The organism is Pseudomonas sp. KK4 (genome assembly GCF_001984065.1).
In the GTDB taxonomy this organism is placed as follows: domain Bacteria; phylum Pseudomonadota; class Gammaproteobacteria; order Pseudomonadales; family Pseudomonadaceae; genus Aquipseudomonas.
Genome location: NZ_LYVP01000028.1, coordinates 32,282 through 49,041, shown reverse-complemented (window position 1 = coordinate 49,041; position 16,760 = coordinate 32,282). Strand labels below are relative to the sequence as shown.

At 60.9% G+C, this 16,760-nt stretch carries 18 protein-coding genes and 1 pseudogene; 8 read left to right on the top strand and 11 right to left on the bottom strand.

What is annotated here, in order from left to right; translation table 11 throughout:
- Positions 1-6: 6 nt before the first annotated feature.
- Both recG and B0W55_RS12435 read left to right on the top strand, forming a co-directional pair.
- Complete coding sequence (gene recG / locus B0W55_RS12440; protein WP_077046294.1) at positions 7-2,082, top strand: ATP-dependent DNA helicase RecG; 2,076 nt, start codon at positions 7-9, stop codon at positions 2,080-2,082.
- A gap of 78 nt (positions 2,083-2,160) precedes the next feature.
- On the top strand, positions 2,161-3,561 hold the full coding sequence (locus tag B0W55_RS12435) for an aminoacyl-tRNA deacylase and HDOD domain-containing protein (protein WP_077046293.1): 1,401 nt from the start codon (positions 2,161-2,163) through the stop codon (positions 3,559-3,561).
- Positions 3,562-3,657: 96 nt separating this feature from the next.
- Here the strand turns inward: B0W55_RS12435 and B0W55_RS12430 are convergent, their stop codons facing one another.
- Together B0W55_RS12430 and B0W55_RS12425 are read right to left on the bottom strand one after the other, a co-directional pair.
- On the bottom strand, positions 3,658-4,041 hold the full coding sequence (locus B0W55_RS12430; RefSeq protein WP_077046292.1) for a helicase: 384 nt from the start codon (positions 4,039-4,041) through the stop codon (positions 3,658-3,660).
- Between the two features lie 119 nt (positions 4,042-4,160).
- Positions 4,161-4,538, bottom strand: a complete 378-nt coding sequence (locus B0W55_RS12425; protein ID WP_077046291.1) for a DUF6124 family protein — start codon at positions 4,536-4,538, stop codon at positions 4,161-4,163.
- A 198-nt stretch (positions 4,539-4,736) separates the two neighbouring features.
- Here B0W55_RS12425 and B0W55_RS31540 point away from each other — a divergent pair, with 198 nt between their 5' ends.
- Entirely contained in the window at positions 4,737-4,988 is a 252-nt protein-coding gene (locus tag B0W55_RS31540; protein ID WP_077046290.1) for a DUF6124 family protein, read from the top strand.
- A gap of 339 nt (positions 4,989-5,327) precedes the next feature.
- Here the strand turns inward: B0W55_RS31540 and B0W55_RS12415 are convergent, their stop codons facing one another.
- From B0W55_RS12415 to B0W55_RS12405, 3 genes are all read right to left on the bottom strand, one after another.
- Positions 5,328-5,603, bottom strand: coding sequence for an HU family DNA-binding protein (locus B0W55_RS12415; RefSeq protein WP_003213368.1), 276 nt, complete (start codon positions 5,601-5,603; stop codon positions 5,328-5,330).
- A 193-nt stretch (positions 5,604-5,796) separates the two neighbouring features.
- The gene (locus B0W55_RS12410) at positions 5,797-6,945 is read right to left on the bottom strand and encodes an NAD(P)/FAD-dependent oxidoreductase (protein ID WP_077046289.1); all 1,149 of its coding nucleotides are present in this window, start codon (positions 6,943-6,945) and stop codon (positions 5,797-5,799) included.
- A gap of 20 nt (positions 6,946-6,965) precedes the next feature.
- Entirely contained in the window at positions 6,966-7,133 is a 168-nt protein-coding gene (locus B0W55_RS12405; RefSeq protein ID WP_007954349.1) for a rubredoxin, read from the bottom strand.
- A 198-nt stretch (positions 7,134-7,331) separates the two neighbouring features.
- On the opposite strand from B0W55_RS12405, the gene B0W55_RS12400 reads away from it, so the two are divergent.
- Positions 7,332-7,895, top strand: coding sequence for a chorismate lyase (locus B0W55_RS12400; RefSeq protein WP_077046288.1), 564 nt, complete (start codon positions 7,332-7,334; stop codon positions 7,893-7,895).
- A complete protein-coding gene (gene ubiA / locus B0W55_RS12395) occupies positions 7,895-8,785 on the top strand; it encodes a 4-hydroxybenzoate octaprenyltransferase (RefSeq protein ID WP_077046287.1) in 891 nt (296 codons plus the stop codon). Before B0W55_RS12400 ends, ubiA begins: the two co-directional genes overlap by 1 nt.
- A gap of 116 nt (positions 8,786-8,901) precedes the next feature.
- Here ubiA and B0W55_RS12390 read toward each other — a convergent pair whose 3' ends face one another.
- Positions 8,902-9,288, bottom strand: coding sequence for a hypothetical protein (locus B0W55_RS12390; RefSeq protein ID WP_077046286.1), 387 nt, complete (start codon positions 9,286-9,288; stop codon positions 8,902-8,904).
- Positions 9,289-9,440: 152 nt separating this feature from the next.
- Between B0W55_RS12390 and phoB the strand changes: the two genes are divergently transcribed.
- The 3 genes from phoB (at position 9,441) to B0W55_RS12375 (ending at position 12,962) form a co-directional block, all read left to right on the top strand.
- Positions 9,441-10,130, top strand: coding sequence for a phosphate regulon transcriptional regulator PhoB (phoB, locus tag B0W55_RS12385; RefSeq protein ID WP_008064504.1), 690 nt, complete (start codon positions 9,441-9,443; stop codon positions 10,128-10,130).
- Positions 10,131-10,211: 81 nt separating this feature from the next.
- Positions 10,212-11,498: a phosphate regulon sensor histidine kinase PhoR gene (gene phoR / locus B0W55_RS12380; RefSeq protein ID WP_256576280.1), complete on the top strand. Its 1,287-nt coding sequence runs from the start codon at positions 10,212-10,214 to the stop codon at positions 11,496-11,498.
- Between the two features lie 123 nt (positions 11,499-11,621).
- Entirely contained in the window at positions 11,622-12,962 is a 1,341-nt protein-coding gene (locus B0W55_RS12375; protein WP_077046284.1) for a hemolysin family protein, read from the top strand.
- Positions 12,963-12,968: 6 nt separating this feature from the next.
- Here the strand turns inward: B0W55_RS12375 and B0W55_RS12370 are convergent, their stop codons facing one another.
- The 5 genes and pseudogenes from B0W55_RS12370 to phoU all read right to left on the bottom strand — a co-directional run bounded on the left by B0W55_RS12370 (position 12,969) and on the right by phoU (position 16,695).
- The gene (locus B0W55_RS12370) at positions 12,969-13,865 is read right to left on the bottom strand and encodes a peptidoglycan DD-metalloendopeptidase family protein (protein ID WP_077046283.1); all 897 of its coding nucleotides are present in this window, start codon (positions 13,863-13,865) and stop codon (positions 12,969-12,971) included.
- A gap of 95 nt (positions 13,866-13,960) precedes the next feature.
- Complete coding sequence (locus B0W55_RS12365; protein ID WP_077046282.1) at positions 13,961-14,272, bottom strand: helix-turn-helix domain-containing protein; 312 nt, start codon at positions 14,270-14,272, stop codon at positions 13,961-13,963.
- 4 nt (positions 14,273-14,276) lie between these two features.
- Positions 14,277-14,600 (bottom strand): annotated as a pseudogene (locus B0W55_RS12360) (type II toxin-antitoxin system RelE/ParE family toxin).
- Between the two features lie 253 nt (positions 14,601-14,853).
- Positions 14,854-15,765: a response regulator gene (locus B0W55_RS12355; RefSeq protein WP_077046281.1), complete on the bottom strand. Its 912-nt coding sequence runs from the start codon at positions 15,763-15,765 to the stop codon at positions 14,854-14,856.
- A 168-nt stretch (positions 15,766-15,933) separates the two neighbouring features.
- On the bottom strand, positions 15,934-16,695 hold the full coding sequence (phoU, locus tag B0W55_RS12350) for a phosphate signaling complex protein PhoU (RefSeq protein WP_077046280.1): 762 nt from the start codon (positions 16,693-16,695) through the stop codon (positions 15,934-15,936).
- Between the last annotated feature and the right edge of the window lie 65 nt (positions 16,696-16,760).

Below are 16,760 nucleotides of genomic sequence, written 5' to 3'. Positions count from 1 at the left end.
AGCGTCATGACCGAGTTGTCGCAAGTGTCGGTGACGGCACTCAAGGGTGTCGGCGAAGCCATGGCCGAAAAGCTGGCCAAAGTGGGCCTGGAAAACCTCCAGGATGTGCTGTTTCACCTGCCCCTGCGTTATCAGGATCGTACCCGCGTGGTGCCGATCGGTGCGCTGCGCCCGGGGCAGGATGCGGTGGTCGAAGGCACCGTCAGCGGCGCTGACGTGGTCATGGGCCGGCGTCGCAGCCTGGTGGTGCGCCTGCAGGATGGCACCGGCGGTCTGAGTTTGCGCTTCTACCATTTCAGCAACGCACAAAAAGAGGGCCTCAAGCGCGGCACGCGGGTTCGCTGCTACGGCGAGGCTCGGCCGGGGGCCTCCGGGCTGGAAATCTACCACCCGGAATACCGCGCCATCACCGGCGACGAACCGCCACCGGTGGCTGAAACCCTGACCCCGGTCTACCCGCTCACCGAAGGCCTGACCCAGCAACGCCTGCGCCAACTGTGCATGCAGACCCTGACGATGCTCGGCCCCACCAGTCTGCCCGACTGGCTGCCGACCGAACTGGCCCGCGACTATCAACTGGCGCCGCTGGCCGACGCCATCCGTTACCTGCACCATCCGCCGGCCGATGCCGATGTCGACGAGCTCGCCCTCGGCCATCACTGGGCCCAGCATCGTCTGGCCTTCGAAGAACTGCTGACCCATCAACTGTCCCAGCAACGCCTGCGCGAGAGCATGCGCTCGCTGCGCGCACCGGCCATGCCCAAGGCCACGCGGCTGCCGGCCAAATACCTGGCCAACCTGGGGTTCAGCCCAACGGGTGCGCAGCAGCGGGTGGGTAACGAAATCGCCTACGACCTGAGCCAGCGCGAGCCCATGCTGCGGCTGATTCAAGGCGACGTCGGCGCGGGCAAGACCGTGGTCGCCGCCCTCGCTGCACTTCAGGCGCTGGAAGCGGGTTATCAAGTAGCGCTGATGGCGCCCACCGAGATTCTCGCCGAGCAGCACTTCATCACCTTCAAGCGCTGGCTCGAACCGCTGGGCATCGACGTCGCGTGGCTGGCCGGCAAGCTCAAGGGCAAGAACCGCGCAGCCGCGCTGGAGCAGATCGCCGGCGGCACCCCCATGGTGGTCGGTACCCATGCGCTGTTCCAGGACGAGGTGCAATTCAAGAACCTGGCGCTGGTGATCATCGATGAGCAGCACCGGTTCGGCGTGCAACAGCGACTGGCGCTACGGCAGAAAGGGGTCGGCGGGCGCATGTGCCCGCATCAACTGATCATGACCGCCACACCAATCCCGCGCACGCTGGCCATGAGCGCCTACGCCGACCTCGACACTTCGATCCTCGACGAATTGCCCCCCGGTCGCACCCCGGTCAACACCGTGCTGATCACCGACACCCGCCGTGTCGAAGTCATTGAACGGGTGCGCAGTGCCTGTGCCGAAGGGCGGCAGGCGTACTGGGTGTGCACGCTGATCGAAGAATCCGAAGAGCTGACCTGCCAGGCCGCCGAAACCACTTACGAAGACCTGACCGCTGCCCTCGGCGAATTGAAGGTCGGGCTGATCCACGGCCGCATGAAGCCTGCCGAGAAGGCCGCGGTGATGGCGCAGTTCAAGGCCGGCAACCTGCAATTGCTGGTGGCGACCACCGTGATCGAAGTCGGTGTGGACGTGCCCAACGCCAGCCTGATGATCATCGAAAACCCCGAGCGCCTGGGGCTGGCGCAGTTACACCAGTTACGCGGTCGCGTCGGCCGGGGCAGCGCGGTCAGCCATTGCGTGCTGCTCTACCATCCGCCGCTGTCGCAGATCGGCCGTCAGCGGCTGGGCATCATGCGTGAAACCAACGACGGCTTCGTCATCGCCGAAAAAGACCTCGAACTGCGCGGCCCTGGTGAAATGCTCGGCACGCGGCAGACGGGTCTGCTTCAATTCAAGGTCGCCGACCTGATGCGCGACGCGGACCTGCTGCCTGCGGTTCGCGACGCTGCTCAAGCCTTGCTCGAACGCTGGCCGGATCACGTCAGCCCGTTACTGGACCGGTGGCTGCGACACGGGCAGCAATATGGCCAAGTGTGAGCACCGTCTCAGTTTCTGGAGGATGGGCCCCCGCAAGCTGGTTATACTCCTGCAATTGTTTTAGTACGGATACATACCATGACCGAAGCTGCCCTCGCACCCGCTACCCCGCACACTCCGTCGGTTATCCGGATGCTGTTGGACAAGCTGGGCATTGCCTATGAAGAAGTGCTCGACCACCACGGGCTGAACCCGGCGCGCAAGGTCCAGGCCGTGCTGCTCGATGACGCCGTCGGCTCGCTGATGGTGTTGTTCCCCCAGAGCCAATTGCTCGATCTCAACCGCCTGACCGAACTGACCGGCCGCCGCCTGACCGCGGTGTCGACCGACCGCCTGATCAAGATGCTCGGCAAGCACAACCTGAGCCTGTTGCCAGGCTTGCCCGCCCTCACCACCTCGCCATGCCTGTACGAAGAAAGCCTGCTGCGAGAGCCGAAGGTGCTGGTCAACTCGGGCGAACCGGAGGTATTGCTGGAAATCTCCAGCGAAGCTTTCAAATCCATGCTCAGCAAGGCAAGCGCCGCCAGTTTCGGCGAGCCGCTGACCAGTATTCACCCCAACCTGGACCGCCCCGATGATGACCGCGAGGAAATCACCCAGGCCGTCCAGGCGTTCACCGCCCGGCGCATCCAGCAACGCCTGGAATCGACCATCGAGATTCCGCCGCTGGCCGAAACCGCGCAGAAGATCATCAAGCTGCGCGTCGACCCCAACGCCACCATCGACGATATCACCGGCGTGGTCGAAACCGACCCGGCGCTGGCCGCACAAGTGGTGAGCTGGGCGGCATCGCCTTACTACGCCTCGCCGGGCAAGATCCGTTCGGTGGAAGATGCCATCGTTCGGGTGCTTGGCTTCGACCTGGTGATCAATCTGGCGCTGGGCCTGGCCTTGGGCAAAACCCTGAGCCTGCCCAAGGACCAACCGCAGCACAGCACGCCGTACTGGCAGCAATCGATCTACACCGCTGCCGTCATCGAAGGCCTGACCCGCGCCATCCCACGCACCCAGCGCCCGGAAGCCGGCCTGACCTACCTGGCAGGCCTGCTGCACAACTTCGGCTACCTGCTGCTGGCCCATGTGTTCCCACCGCACTTTTCGCTGATCTGCCGCCACCTGGAGGTCAACCCGCACCTGTGCCACAGCTACATCGAGCAACACTTGCTGGGTATCAGCCGTGAACAGATCGGCTCGTGGCTGATGCGCTATTGGGACATGCCCGAAGAACTGGCGACCGCCCTGCGCTTCCAGAACGACCCGGGCTACGATGGCGCCTACGCCGAGTACCCGAACCTGGTGTGCCTGTCCGTGCGCTTGCTGCGCAGTCGTGGCATCGGCTCGGGCCCGGATGAAGACATCCCCGACGCCCTGCTCGAACGCCTGGGCCTGAGCCGCGAAAAAGCCAACGATGTGGTCAGCAAAGTGCTCGAAGCCGAAGTGCTGCTGCGCGAACTCGCCTCGCAGTTTTCCCAGGCCTGAACGCATTGCGGGCAAGCCCCCTCCCACAGGTATTACTTGTTACCTGTGGGAGGGGGCTTGCCCGCGATGAAACCCGCTCGGTCTCGCTGATGGGCATCAGACCTTAGGCTTGGCCTTCTTCGGCTTCAAATACCGGGTCAGCCCCTGGAACCAGATCACCAGCGCCGGGTTGCCCTTGATCTGGATCGACTTGTCCTGAATCCCCGTCATGAACGCCAGCTGTTTGTTCTTCGCCTGCATCGTGGCAAAGCCATAGGCAGCGTCCTTGAAGGCAATCGCAAACGCAGGCTCGGCAACCACCCCCGCCTTGCTGGTGATGCGCTGATCCTTCACCCGAAAATGCCGCGCCACTTTGCCGTCCAGCGTCTGAATCTGGAACACCAACGCCTTATCACCCAACTGCTGCTGGAATGCCGGGTTGGTCCGACTGGCCTTGGCCATCAACAAACCCAGCATCCACAGCAGAAAACGAAATTTCATGCGCAAGCCTCAAAAGAAAAATGAACGGCCAGCGCAGTGTAGCGACTTAAACCAAGAACGCTACTATCGCGTTACGTTGCAAGGAGATAGCGTTGTTTTTGATGCCGATGACTACCAAGTCATTGACTGAACGCCTTGGTGCACGTGTTATCCAGCACCCGATTCACCGCCAGCTCACCCAACATGAGCACCTGTTGCAACGCCAGCATCGTATTGCGGTGAGACCCTTCCAATACCCCGGCAAACTCGCTCGCCATGACGCTGGCCGACGCCAGCGACTCGCAGGCGTGGACCAACAGCGTTTCGTTGTCGATATCGGGCGCCACGATAAAAATGCTGCTCGGCGTGGGAGCCGCCGCTGTCGGCGGCTCCGTCGGTTTCAGATAAAAATCCAGGGCGCGGTCCACTGCGGGATGCAGTTTCCTGGAAGAGGTGGAGATATACGCGGTAGTGCCTTCAGTTTCAGATCCAGCGAGCGAGTCGGCGTCATCGAGCATGGTGAACCTCCTTGGAATGTTTGGAGCCACCACGCTAACCGTCACGCTTCCGACGGCCAACCTTAAAAAGATGTCGGATGCTTCCTCGATTTCCCTCAGGTTTTAATCATTCGTAAACGAGACGCTAGCCCCTCTACACACTTTCGATAACTTCTGTTTAACCGCTGTCGGAAGTTACTTGATGAGAGCTACATCGCCTTGTGCCATTGCCTACAGTTACGCCAGAATCCGCCGGCTTGTGCGCCTTGGGGCGGGTCTCTATCGTTTTCCTGCCACTGCGCCATCGCTGCCGATCTTGCCGACGATGTCGACGGCTCACGCCGCTCCATAGCCCTGGCGCTCAGCCGTATGGCCGACGGTGTGCATCTGTTGGTAGAGCAAGCACTGAATCATCTGGACGAACCGGAAATGGCGTCGATTATTGCCAAGCAACACCGACGGGCGCGCTGACGTACGACACGGAAAAAAACCCGATGGGTGATCTAACCCATCGAGGTTTTTCTTTGGCTAATCACTATTGAAGTAACAAACCTCTGAGGACATAGAAAACCTTCCACCGCCAATGAAGTGCAAGCTGGTGTCGTTACAACGGCGCTTGGTATTACTTTTGGGGGCACTGTAGCGGGTGTGGTGCATTGGGAAAGTTATTGGCCAGAGTGAACAACTGCACCTTGTAAGCTGCGCTTGTAAAACAGTGCATTATTTGGCTCCACAAAAAATGGGCACCCAACCTGGTTGGCGTGCCCATTCTTCATTCCGCTCCCCCGCACTGCGGGATCGGGAAACAGATTACGGATTGACGCTGTCTTTCAACGATTTACCCGGCTTGAACGCTACGGTGTTGCTGGCCTTGATTTTCACTGGCTCGCCGGTTTGCGGGTTTTTGCCGGTGCGGGCGCCGCGGTGGCGTTGCAGGAAGGTGCCGAAGCCGACCAGCGTGACGCTGTCTTTGCGGTGCAGGGCGCCGGTGATTTCTTCGAGAACGGCGTTGAGGACGCGGTTGGCCTGCTCTTTCGTGAGGTCTGCTTTTTCAGCAATGGCTGCGGCGAGTTCTGGTTTACGCATATGTGAAGCCCCTTTGACGGTTTGTTTTTGTTATGTCCGTGCTGCTCTCTGCGGAGCAGCGCCCAAAGCGCCGCAGATGCTCTACTCTGCGGCAAGACGGGAGTGAGGATGGCACGCAGCGAGTGGCCGCGCCAGTGTCGACACGGCCAATATAGGGGCAAAACGGGGGTGATTCCGACAGAACGACCGGTATTTACGCCAGCAGCGCCGGAAGCTCTTTGTTAAGGGCCAGTTTCTCCGTCACCGCCGCGCCTGTCAGGGCATAACCGAGCAATTTGCCGCCGGGATCGCGGCATAGCGCCTTGATGTCGCCACCTTGCCCTTCCACGGTCCAGACGCCCTCCGAACCCCGTGGCGGCGGGGATACCACCAATGGGCACACCGGGGTTTTCACGGTGATGGGCATCGGGCCGTAGGTAACCGCCGTCGGGTTACCGGCCAGGGTTTGCGCCAGCGCTCTGGCACAGCTCATCAGGGGCATCACGTACAGCAAGTTCAGGCCATCGACTTCGGCGCAATCGCCCAGGGCATAGATGTTGGCGTGGGACGTTTTCAAGTGACGGTCGACCATCACGCCGCGATTGACCTGCAAACCGGCCGCTGCGGCCAGGTCGATGCGCGGGCGCAGGCCAATGGCTGACACCACAACATCACAGGGAATGACCTGGCCGTCGGACAGGTGCGCTTGCAGGCCATCGGTCACGCGCTGCAGGCGGTTGAGCACCGGGCCCAGGTGGAAGCGCGCGCCGAGGCTTTCCAGCCCGGCCTGCACCGCAGCGGCCGCCGCGGGGTGCAGCAGGGTCGGCATGACCTGTTCGCACGGCGCCACCAGTTGCACTTGGTAGCCGCCCAGGCTCAAGTCATTGGCAAATTCACAACCAATCAGGCCGGCCCCGAGCAACAACACCCGACGCTTGCCGGCCGCAGCCGCACGAAACCGGGCGTAGTCTTCGAGATCGTTGATCGGGAACACGCAATCTGCCGCGTCACCTTCGACAGGTACGCGTACGGTCTCGGCGCCCCAGGCCAGGATCAAGTCGCGGTAAATGACCGATTCTTCGCCGATCCACAGACGTTTGTGACCCGGATCGATGCCACTGATGCGAGTGTGGGTGCGCACTTCGGCTTTCAATTGCTCAGCCATTGCACCCGGTTCGGCCATGCTCAGGCCGTCGGCATCCTTGTTTTTACCGAAACCGGTGGAGAGCATCGGCTTGGAATAAGAGCGCCCGTCATCGGCGGTAATCAGCAGCAGCGGAGTTTCGCCATCGAGCTTGCGAAACTCCCGAGCCAGGTTGTAGCCCGCAAGGCCGGTGCCAACGATCACGACAGGTGCGTTCATTCCTTACTCCTTGGGTTGTCTCAGTTGATTTCGATCATTTCGAAATCCATCTTGCCGACGCCGCAATCCGGGCACAGCCAGTCTTCCGGCACGTCCTGCCACAGGGTGCCCGGCGCAATGCCGTCATCCGGCCAGCCGTCGGCTTCGTTGTAGATCAGGCCGCAGACCACACATTGCCACTTTTTCATTCAGTTATTTCCTCAGGGTTCAGGCTTTTGCCGGCCGGACGGTCGATGTTGCAACGTTGCCGTTCGGCTCAGGGCGTTTTGTACTGATGGGGCCGGGCAGATGCAAGCCTGTTCGGCGCAACGGGCGGCCAGATCACTCAAATTTATTGGCTGACATGGTAAGCTCGCCGCCTCCCTTGCTGCCAATAATGACTCATTGTGCAACACACAGAATCCCCCGTCCCCGCCCCGCTCTGGCTGCCGCAAAGCCATCTGACGCCTCTGCCCGACACGTCTGTCCTCGACTGGTTGTTCGATGAAGGCTCGCTCACCCGACGCCTCATTCACCTGACCAACGACGCGTTCAGCGTCACGCCGCTGTTCGAAGGCTGGCAGACCCTGCGGGCCGATGAATGCGCCGCGCTGGACCTGGCCGAAGGCAGTGAAGGCTGGGTGCGCGAGGTGTATCTGCGCGGACATGGCCAAGCCTTGGTATTTGCCCGCAGCGTCGCGGCTCGCAGCGCCTTGCAGGGTGACGGCTTGCACATGGATGAACTGGGCAGCCGCTCGCTGGGCGAACTGCTGTTTTGCGACCGTGCCTTCCAGCGCCGTGCCATCGAGGTTTGTCACTACCCTCAAGCATGGCTGCCGAGCGAAGTGAGGGCAGCTGAACTGTGGGGCCGCCGCTCACGCTTCGATCGCGGCGCCTTGAGCGTGCTGGTGGCCGAAATCTTCCTGCCGACCCTGTGGAGCGCCACCGGCGCCCATCCGGAGAACCGTTGATGTACCAGAGCCTGCTCAAGTCCCTGAACCGCGTTAACCCTCGGGCCTGGGACTTTATCCAGTTGACGCGCATGGACAAGCCCATCGGCATTTATCTGCTGCTGTGGCCGACGCTGTGGGCGCTGTGGATAGCCGGCAAGGGCTCGCCATCGTTGGCCAATATCGTGATTTTCGTGCTGGGCGTGGTGCTGACCCGCGCCGGCGGTTGCGTGATCAACGATTGGGCGGACCGCAAGGTCGATGGCCATGTGAAGCGCACCGAGCAGCGCCCACTGGTGAGTGGCAAGATCAGCTCCAAAGAGGCCCTGGTGTTTTTTGCCCTGCTGATGGGCGTGAGCTTCCTGCTGGTGCTGTGCACCAACGCCACCACCATCTGGCTTTCACTCGGCGGCCTGGCGCTGGCGTTCAGTTACCCGTTCATGAAGCGCTACACCTATTACCCGCAAGTGGTGCTGGGCGCGGCGTTTTCCTGGGGCATGCCCATGGCGTTCACTGCTGAAACCGGGCAATTGCCGGCGGCAGCATGGCTGCTGTACATCGCCAACCTGATGTGGACGGTGGGCTACGACACCTACTACGCCATGACGGATCGCGATGACGATTTGAAGATCGGCGTGAAGTCCACGGCGATTCTGTTTGGCGAGGCGGATCGGGTGATCATCCTGACCCTGCAGACGCTGGCGCTGGGCTGCCTGTTGCTGGCCGGTTCGAAATTCGAGCTGGGGGGCTGGTTCCACGTGGGGCTGGCGGTGGCCGCGGGCTGTTTTGCGTGGGAATTCTGGTACACCCGTGGCAAGGACCGGATGCGCTGCTTCAAGGCGTTTTTGCACAACCACTGGGCCGGGTTGGCGATTTTTGTCGGTATCGTGCTCGATTACGCGTTGCGCTGAACTGAATCTGTCCGCGATTGCGCACTGTGCAGCAACGAGGCTTGCCGCGATGGCGTTCGTGATAGCGCCTTCGCGGGCAAGCCTCGCTCCTGCAAAAAGCCCAACCGTTTCTGAACCTATTTCTGCGATTCGTGAACCACGTGCCAGACGTCCTTCATCTTGTCGCCGGTCATGTCTCCAGGCTTGGTGTCTTTGATAAAGGTATACAGTGGCTTGCCGTCATAGGCGTACTGCATCTTGCCGTCATCACGCTTGATGACGCTCCACTTGCCTTCGGCCGTGGCGCCCGCCGGGGCCATCATCGGTGGCCAGTTCTTGGCGCACTCGTCGTTGCACATCGACTTGCCGCCCGAGTCCTTGTCGAACGTGTACAACGTCATGCCGTGGTGATCCACCATCATGCCGTCTTTCATCATCGCCGGCTCGGCAGCCAGGGCCATCGTCGGCAGTGTCAGCGCAGCGGTCACCAGCAATGCCTTCCAGGATTGAGCAATGTGCTTCATGGAAACCTTCCTTTTGTGGTTGTCAGGATTCGGACTTAGAGCTTAGTCCAGGTTCATGACAATCGCCGGGCGGCTAAAATACTGTCACACGACTGCAATAATTCCGTTATCTAATGCGGCGCAAGACAGTTAAATGACAAGAGGATTAAGGCATGGTTGGCAGGAGCATTCTGATCGTCGACGACGAAGCGCCCATTCGCGAAATGATCGCCGTTGCGTTGGAAATGGCCGGCTATGACTGCCTGGAGGCTGAGAACTCCCAGCAGGCCCACGCCATCATCGTCGATCGCAAACCGGACCTGATCCTGCTCGACTGGATGCTGCCCGGCACGTCCGGTATCGAACTGGCCCGCCGCCTCAAGCGCGATGAGCTGACCGGGGACATCCCGATCATCATGCTCACCGCCAAGGGCGAAGAGGACAACAAGATCCAGGGCCTGGAAGTCGGCGCCGACGATTACATCACCAAACCCTTTTCCCCCCGTGAACTGGTGGCGCGCCTCAAGGCCGTGCTGCGCCGTGCCGGCCCGTCCGATGGCGAGGCGCCGATTGAAGTCGGCGGCCTGCTGCTGGACCCGATCGGCCACCGTGTGACCATCGATGGCAAACCGGCGGAAATGGGCCCGACCGAATACCGGTTGCTGCAATTCTTCATGACCCACCAGGAACGCGCCTACACCCGTGGCCAGCTGCTGGATCAGGTCTGGGGCGGCAACGTTTATGTCGAGGAGCGCACCGTGGACGTGCACATCCGTCGCCTGCGCAAAGCCCTCGGCGATGCCTACGAAAATCTGGTACAAACCGTGCGCGGCACCGGTTATCGCTTTTCCACGAAAGCCTGACCCGGACTTTTCCCGCTTTAGCAGTAGACAAGGACGCGCGTTCAAGTGAACCAAAACTGGCATGGCACCCTGATTCGCCACATGCTGCTGCTGGTCACCGCCTGCCTGGTGATCGGCCTGATCACCGGCTACTACGGCTGGAGCCTGGTGGCGGGCCTGGGCCTGTACCTGGCCTGGACCCTCAAACAGCTGCTGCGCCTGCACGAATGGCTGCGCCTGCACAAACCCGATGAAGCACCGCCCGATGGCTATGGCCTGTGGGGCGAGGTGTTCGACAGCATCTATCACTTGCAACGCCGTGACCAACGGGTGCGCGGGCGCCTGCAAGCGGTGATCGACCGGGTTCAGGAATCCACCGCCGCCCTGAAGGACGCGGTGGTCATGCTCGACACCGACGGCAACCTGGAATGGTGGAACCGCGCCGCCGAAACCCTGCTGGGCCTCAAGACCCCACAGGACAGCGGCCAACCGGTGACCAACCTGGTGCGCCATCCACGGTTCAAGGAGTACTTCGAGCAGGACAGCTACGCCGAACCGCTGGAGATCCCCTCGCCGACCAACGACCGGCTGCGCATCCAGCTGTACATCACCCGCTACGGCAACAACGAGCACCTGATGCTGGTGCGCGATGTAACCCGCATTCATCAGCTGGAACAGATGCGCAAGGACTTCATCGCCAACGTGTCCCACGAGTTGCGCACGCCACTGACGGTGATCTGCGGTTACCTGGAAACCCTGCTCGACAACGTTGAGGAAGTGAACCCGCGCTGGACCCGTGCCCTGCAGCAGATGCAGCAACAGGGCGGGCGCATGCAGACCCTGCTCAATGACCTGTTGTTGCTGGCCAAGCTGGAAGCGACGGATTACCCGTCGGACAACCAGCCGGTGGCCATCGATGGCTTGCTGCAATCGATCAAGAGCGATGCGCAACAGCTCTCGGGCCAGAAAAACCAGCACATCACCCTTGAAGCCGACCCAACGATTCTGCTCAAGGGCAGCGAAGCGGAATTGCGCAGTGCGTTTTCCAACCTGGTGTTCAACGCCGTGAAATACACCCAGGCCGAAGGCAATATCCGCATTCGCTGGTGGGGCGACGAGCAAGGTGCGCACCTGAGCGTGCAGGATTCCGGGATCGGCATCGACAGCAAACATTTGCCGCGCCTGACCGAGCGCTTCTACCGCGTCGACTCCAGCCGCAACTCCAACACCGGCGGCACCGGGCTGGGCCTGGCGATCGTCAAGCACGTCCTGCTACGTCACCGTGCACGGATGGAAATCAGCAGCGTACCGGGCCACGGCAGCACCTTTACCTGCCACTTCGCCTCGGCCCAGGTCAGCAAAACCCGGGTGATCAGCACCGCCGACTGATACCGGCCAGCACACGCCACTAGGCAATCGACCAGTCAGCCGCTACATTGGCTGACTTGTGCCTGCCTTTCAGGTGCACTTTTTTCTTACCATTCGAATACACGGAACCCGCAAAACTCCATCATGGACCCTTCCCCTGGCTTGACCCTCGCAACAATATTCGCCGACTTCGGCATGATCCTTTTTGCTCTGATCCTGGTGTTGCTCAACGGCTTTTTCGTTGCGGCGGAATTTGCCATGGTCAAACTGCGCTCCACACGCGTCGAGGCCATCGCCGAACAGCACGGCTGGCGCGGGCATATACTGCGCACCGTGCACAGTCAGCTCGATGCCTACCTGTCGGCGTGCCAGCTGGGTATTACCCTCGCCTCCCTGGGCCTGGGCTGGGTCGGTGAACCGGCGTTCGCGCACCTGCTCGAACCGTTGCTCGAAACGGTCGGCGTGCAGTCGGCGGAAGTGGTCAAGGCAGTATCGTTCTTCACCGCGTTCTTCATCATTTCGTACCTGCACATCGTGGTGGGCGAACTGGCTCCGAAATCCTGGGCCATCCGCAAACCCGAGCTGTTGTCGCTGTGGACGGCGGTGCCGCTGTACCTGTTCTATTGGGCCATGTACCCGGCCATCTACCTGCTCAACGCCAGCGCCAACCAGATCCTGCGCATCGCCGGCCAGGGCGAACCCGGGCCGCACCACGAGCACCACTACAGCCGTGAAGAACTGAAACTGATCCTGCACTCCAGCCGTGGCCAGGACCCGAGCGACCAGGGCATGCGCGTATTGGCCTCGGCAGTGGAAATGGGCGAGCTGGAAGTGGTCGACTGGGCCAACTCCCGTGAAGACTTGGTGACGCTGGAGTTCAACGCACCGCTCAAGGAAATCCTGGCGATGTTCCGTCGCCACAAGTTCAGCCGCTACCCGGTGTACGACAGCGAGCGCCAGGAATTCGTGGGCCTGCTGCACATCAAGGATTTGCTGCTGGAACTGGCGGCCCTGGACCATATTCCCGAGTCGTTCAACCTGGCCGAGCTGACCCGCCCGCTGGAGCGCGTTTCCCGGCACATGCCGCTGTCGCAATTGCTGGAGCAGTTCCGCAAGGGTGGCTCGCACTTCGCCGTGGTTGAAGAGGCCGACGGCAACATCATCGGCTACCTGACCATGGAAGACGTGCTGGAAGTGCTGGTGGGCGACATTCAGGACGAACACCGCAAGGCCGAGCGCGGCATCCTCGCGTACCAGCCGGGCAAACTGCTGGTGCGTGGCGATACGCCGCTGTTCAAGGTCGAACGCCTGCTGGGTATCGATCTGGACCACGTTGAGGCCGAAACCCTCGCCGGGTTGGTCTACGACAGCCTCAAGCGCGTGCCGGAAGAGGAAGAAGTGCTGGAGGTCGAAGGCCTGCGCATCATCATCAAGAAGATGAAAGGGCCGAAGATTGTGCTGGCCAAAGTATTGATGATCGATTGATGGGCCTCACTGCTGCCCCAACGCAAAGTTGGGCAGCACCCCCATCGGCTGTTTGAAGCGGTACGGAATCGACACCAGCCCCATTCCGGTATTGCGCTGCACTACAAAGTGCAGGTGCGGCCCGCTGCTGTTGCCGGTATTGCCCGACAGCGCCAGGGCACTGCCGACTGCTACCCGCTGCCCCTCGCGAACACTGACCGAGCCCTTCTTCAGGTGCAGGTACACGCCCATGGTCCCGTCATCGTGCAGCACGCGCACGAAATTGCCGGAAGCATCGGTCCCGCGTCCGGCCTGGCTGTTTTCAGTCTTCACCACGACCCCGCCCCGGGCAGCGATGATCGGCGTGCCTTCGGGCATCGCTATGTCGATGGCGTAGCGGTTTTTCGGCCCGAAGTGGCTGTATTGGCCATTGGCGCCCTGACTCACCCGAAACGGCCCGCCGCGCCAGGGGTACGGGTACTGATAGGCCATCGTGGCCCCTGAGGGGTCTCCCAGGGAGTATTTCAGCTTGGGGACGTAAGCGAGCGGCCTTGCGGCCTGAGTCGGCGTGAGTTGCGCCAGGCGAACGCTGGTGCGCAGCGGCACCACCCGGCGAATCGGCCGCGCCGGCGCGCCGCTGACATTCTTCAAACCGGTGAAACTCAACTCGATCTCGACCGGCGCATACAAGTCATTGCGCACGTACACGCTGTCCACACCGTCCTTCTTCATGACCACGTAGTACACCTGACGCTCCAGGTGCTCGACCATGCGATCCTGAAAGGTGAACACCTTGGAGCCTTTGGTGGGGCGGTCACTGTAGGAGACCACCCCATTGGCGTCGGTGGACTTGTAGACAGTCATCCCCATGGCCAGGGTGGAGGCCATGAAAAGACCACAGAGCATCAGCAGGCGCGCGAGCATGGGCAGGGTTCTGTCGAGGAAGGCCTTGGAGTGAGCCTAGCAGCTGCAATGGACCCGGGTCGTCGGCAGATGTTCGAACCGACCACCCGAGGTGATCAGGCGGGTTGTAGTGGACCGCGCGGCGACACGCAGATGTCCACAGCCAGATGGGCCGCAGAGGACAAGTTCACCAACGCATCCAACGAAAATTTATCGATTTTGCCACTTAGCACATCGTTCAATCGCGGCTGGCTGATACCCAGTCGCCTGGCCGCTTCCTTTTGCGACAACTCCCAAGCCTGAACAGTTTTGACCAGTTCGAGCATCAGCTTGGATCGTAGCCGCATGTTGGCAGCTTCCTCGGGAGTCTCTTCCAGTGCATCCCAGACACTGGTGAAGCGCTGGGTCTGATTTTGATGATCCGTCATTTGGTTAACCTATTTCCTTCAATCTGGTTCGTGCCAGTTCGATGTCCCGTATTTCGGTCTTCCGAGTGGTCTTGTGCAAGGCGTGCAGCACCTATAAGGCCTCTGGCCGATTGACCACATAAAACACCCGATACGCCCCTGACTCTTCGGTAATCCTGATTTCGTTGACACCCCGGCCAACCGTTTTCATCGGCCTCCAGTCAAAGGGCTCTTCGCCCTTTTGGAGCAGGTCCAACTGAAAACCTGCAGCTCTACGCGCATCAAGCGGGAAAGCTTTCAGGTCCTTGAGTGAGCTGCCTATGAACACCACATCCTTGTGCCTTGGCATCGACGCCTCCTGTGACTGACAGAGAGAGCGTAATCGATGGTGCTGGCCAAGGTGCCTCGAGGTTATTTCAAGGCGTGGCTCAGAAAGAGTGCTTGCAATCAGACTATATCAGAACAGATATATTTCAAGGTGAGAGAAGTGATATTTGACACGCGCGACATGGCCCCTTCGCGAGCGGGCAGCCTCCCACAGGATTTTCACTGTTGCTGTGGGAACGAGCCTGTTCGCGGGGTCGGACTTCAGACGATGGGTTTTACGCCCCCGGAATAAAATGCTTCTGCGCCGTCCCCCGGGCAATCAGCCGGGAGATGTAGTCGAGCTTCTGGGCATCCTGATCGACGAAGCGGAAGGTCAGTTGCAGCCATTCGCTGTCGGGCTTCTGCTCATGGGCAACGATGGCGTGCAGGTAGCCGTTCAAGCGGGCGGTCTCGGCGCTTTCACCTTGCTCAAGATCGAGCACGGCGCTGTCCAGAACCTGCGGCAGGGTGTCGACACGTTTGACCACCAACAGCGCTTCCTTGAGGCTCAAGGCCTTGATGACGCACTGTTGAATGCCGTTGGGCAGGCGCAGTTGGCCCTGTCCACGCCCTCCCCCGGCCGCCGCGGCCGCTACCGGTGCCTTGACTGGCGGGCTGTTGAGCAAGCCTCGGGATGGCGCGGCGGCCGCGGCAGGTGCCGCGGGCGCGACCACCGCAGCCTTGCCGCCGGTCAGTGCATTGAGCGAATCGTTGGCGAACGCCGGGGCGACTTTGGTGTTGGTGGTATTCATGAGCTGGTCGAGCTTGCCGACCTTGTGCAGCGCCTGTTTGACCTTGGTGATCAGTTGCTCATTGGTGAAGGGCTTGCTGACATAACCCGAGACCCCGGCCTGGATCGCCTGGACGACGTTCTCTTTGTCGCCGCGGCTGGTCACCATGACGAATGGCATGCCTTTGAGCGCGTCCTGCTCACGGCACCAGGTCAGCAGTTCCAGGCCCGACATCTCCGGCATTTCCCAATCGCACAACACCAGGTCGAACGCTTCCCGTGCCAGCAGCGCCTGAGCCTTTCTGCCATTGATCGCATCTTCGATGCGCATGCCCGGAAAATAATTGCGCAGGCATTTTTTCACCAGGTCACGAATGAACGAGGCATCGTCCACGACCAACACACTGACCTTACTCATCCAAAACCCCTTTAAAAAATCCCGGCCAGCATACCGCTTTACTGATGGCACTTTGCCAAAAACCTTCAGTCACGCCGGGACTTTTCGTTCGCGGGTGCTGCATTTCGAATTCTTGAACCGCAAACGAAAACGCCCGGCCAAAGGGCCGGGCGTTTTCTCTGGGCAACCTTACTTATCGTCAGCTATGCCCGGAACATTAGCGTTTTCACCGCTTGTTCCTTCAACTTCTTCCTTCATGCGTTTCAGGCCCAGGTGGCGTACGTCGGTGCCGCGCACCAGGTAAATCACCAGTTCCGAGATATTGCGTGCATGGTCACCGATACGTTCGAGCGAACGCAGCACCCAGATGATGCTCAAGACCCGTGAAATAGAGCGCGGATCTTCCATCATGTAGGTCGCCAGCTCTCGCAGGGCGGTCTTGTATTCGCGGTCGATGATCTTGTCGTATTGCGCCACCGACAGCGCCAGGTCGGCATCGAAACGGGCAAAGGCGTCCAGGGCATCGCGCACCATGTTGCGGACCTGATCGCCGATATGGCGCACTTCGACGTAACCGCGCGGTGCTTCGCCTTCTTCGCACAGCTGGATGGCGCGGCGGGCGATCTTGGTCGCTTCGTCACCGATGCGCTCCAGATCGATCACCGATTTGGAGATGCTGATGATCAGGCGCAGGTCCGACGCCGCTGGCTGACGACGGGCCAGAATGCGCAGGCATTCTTCGTCGATGTTGCGTTCCATCTGGTTGATCTGGTCATCGATCTCGCGCACCTGCTGAGCCAGGCCCGAGTCGGCCTCGATCAGCGCGGTCACCGCGTCGTTGACCTGCTTCTCGACCAGCCCGCCCATGGCCAGGAGGTGGCTGCGCACTTCCTCGAGCTCGGCGTTGAACTGCTGGGAGATGTGGTGGGTAAGGCCTTCTTTACTAATCATGTTGGCGTCCTTGGAGCGTCCGGTAAGGTGCGGTGGGCCGCAGCGTCAGTTCAGTGAACAACCAC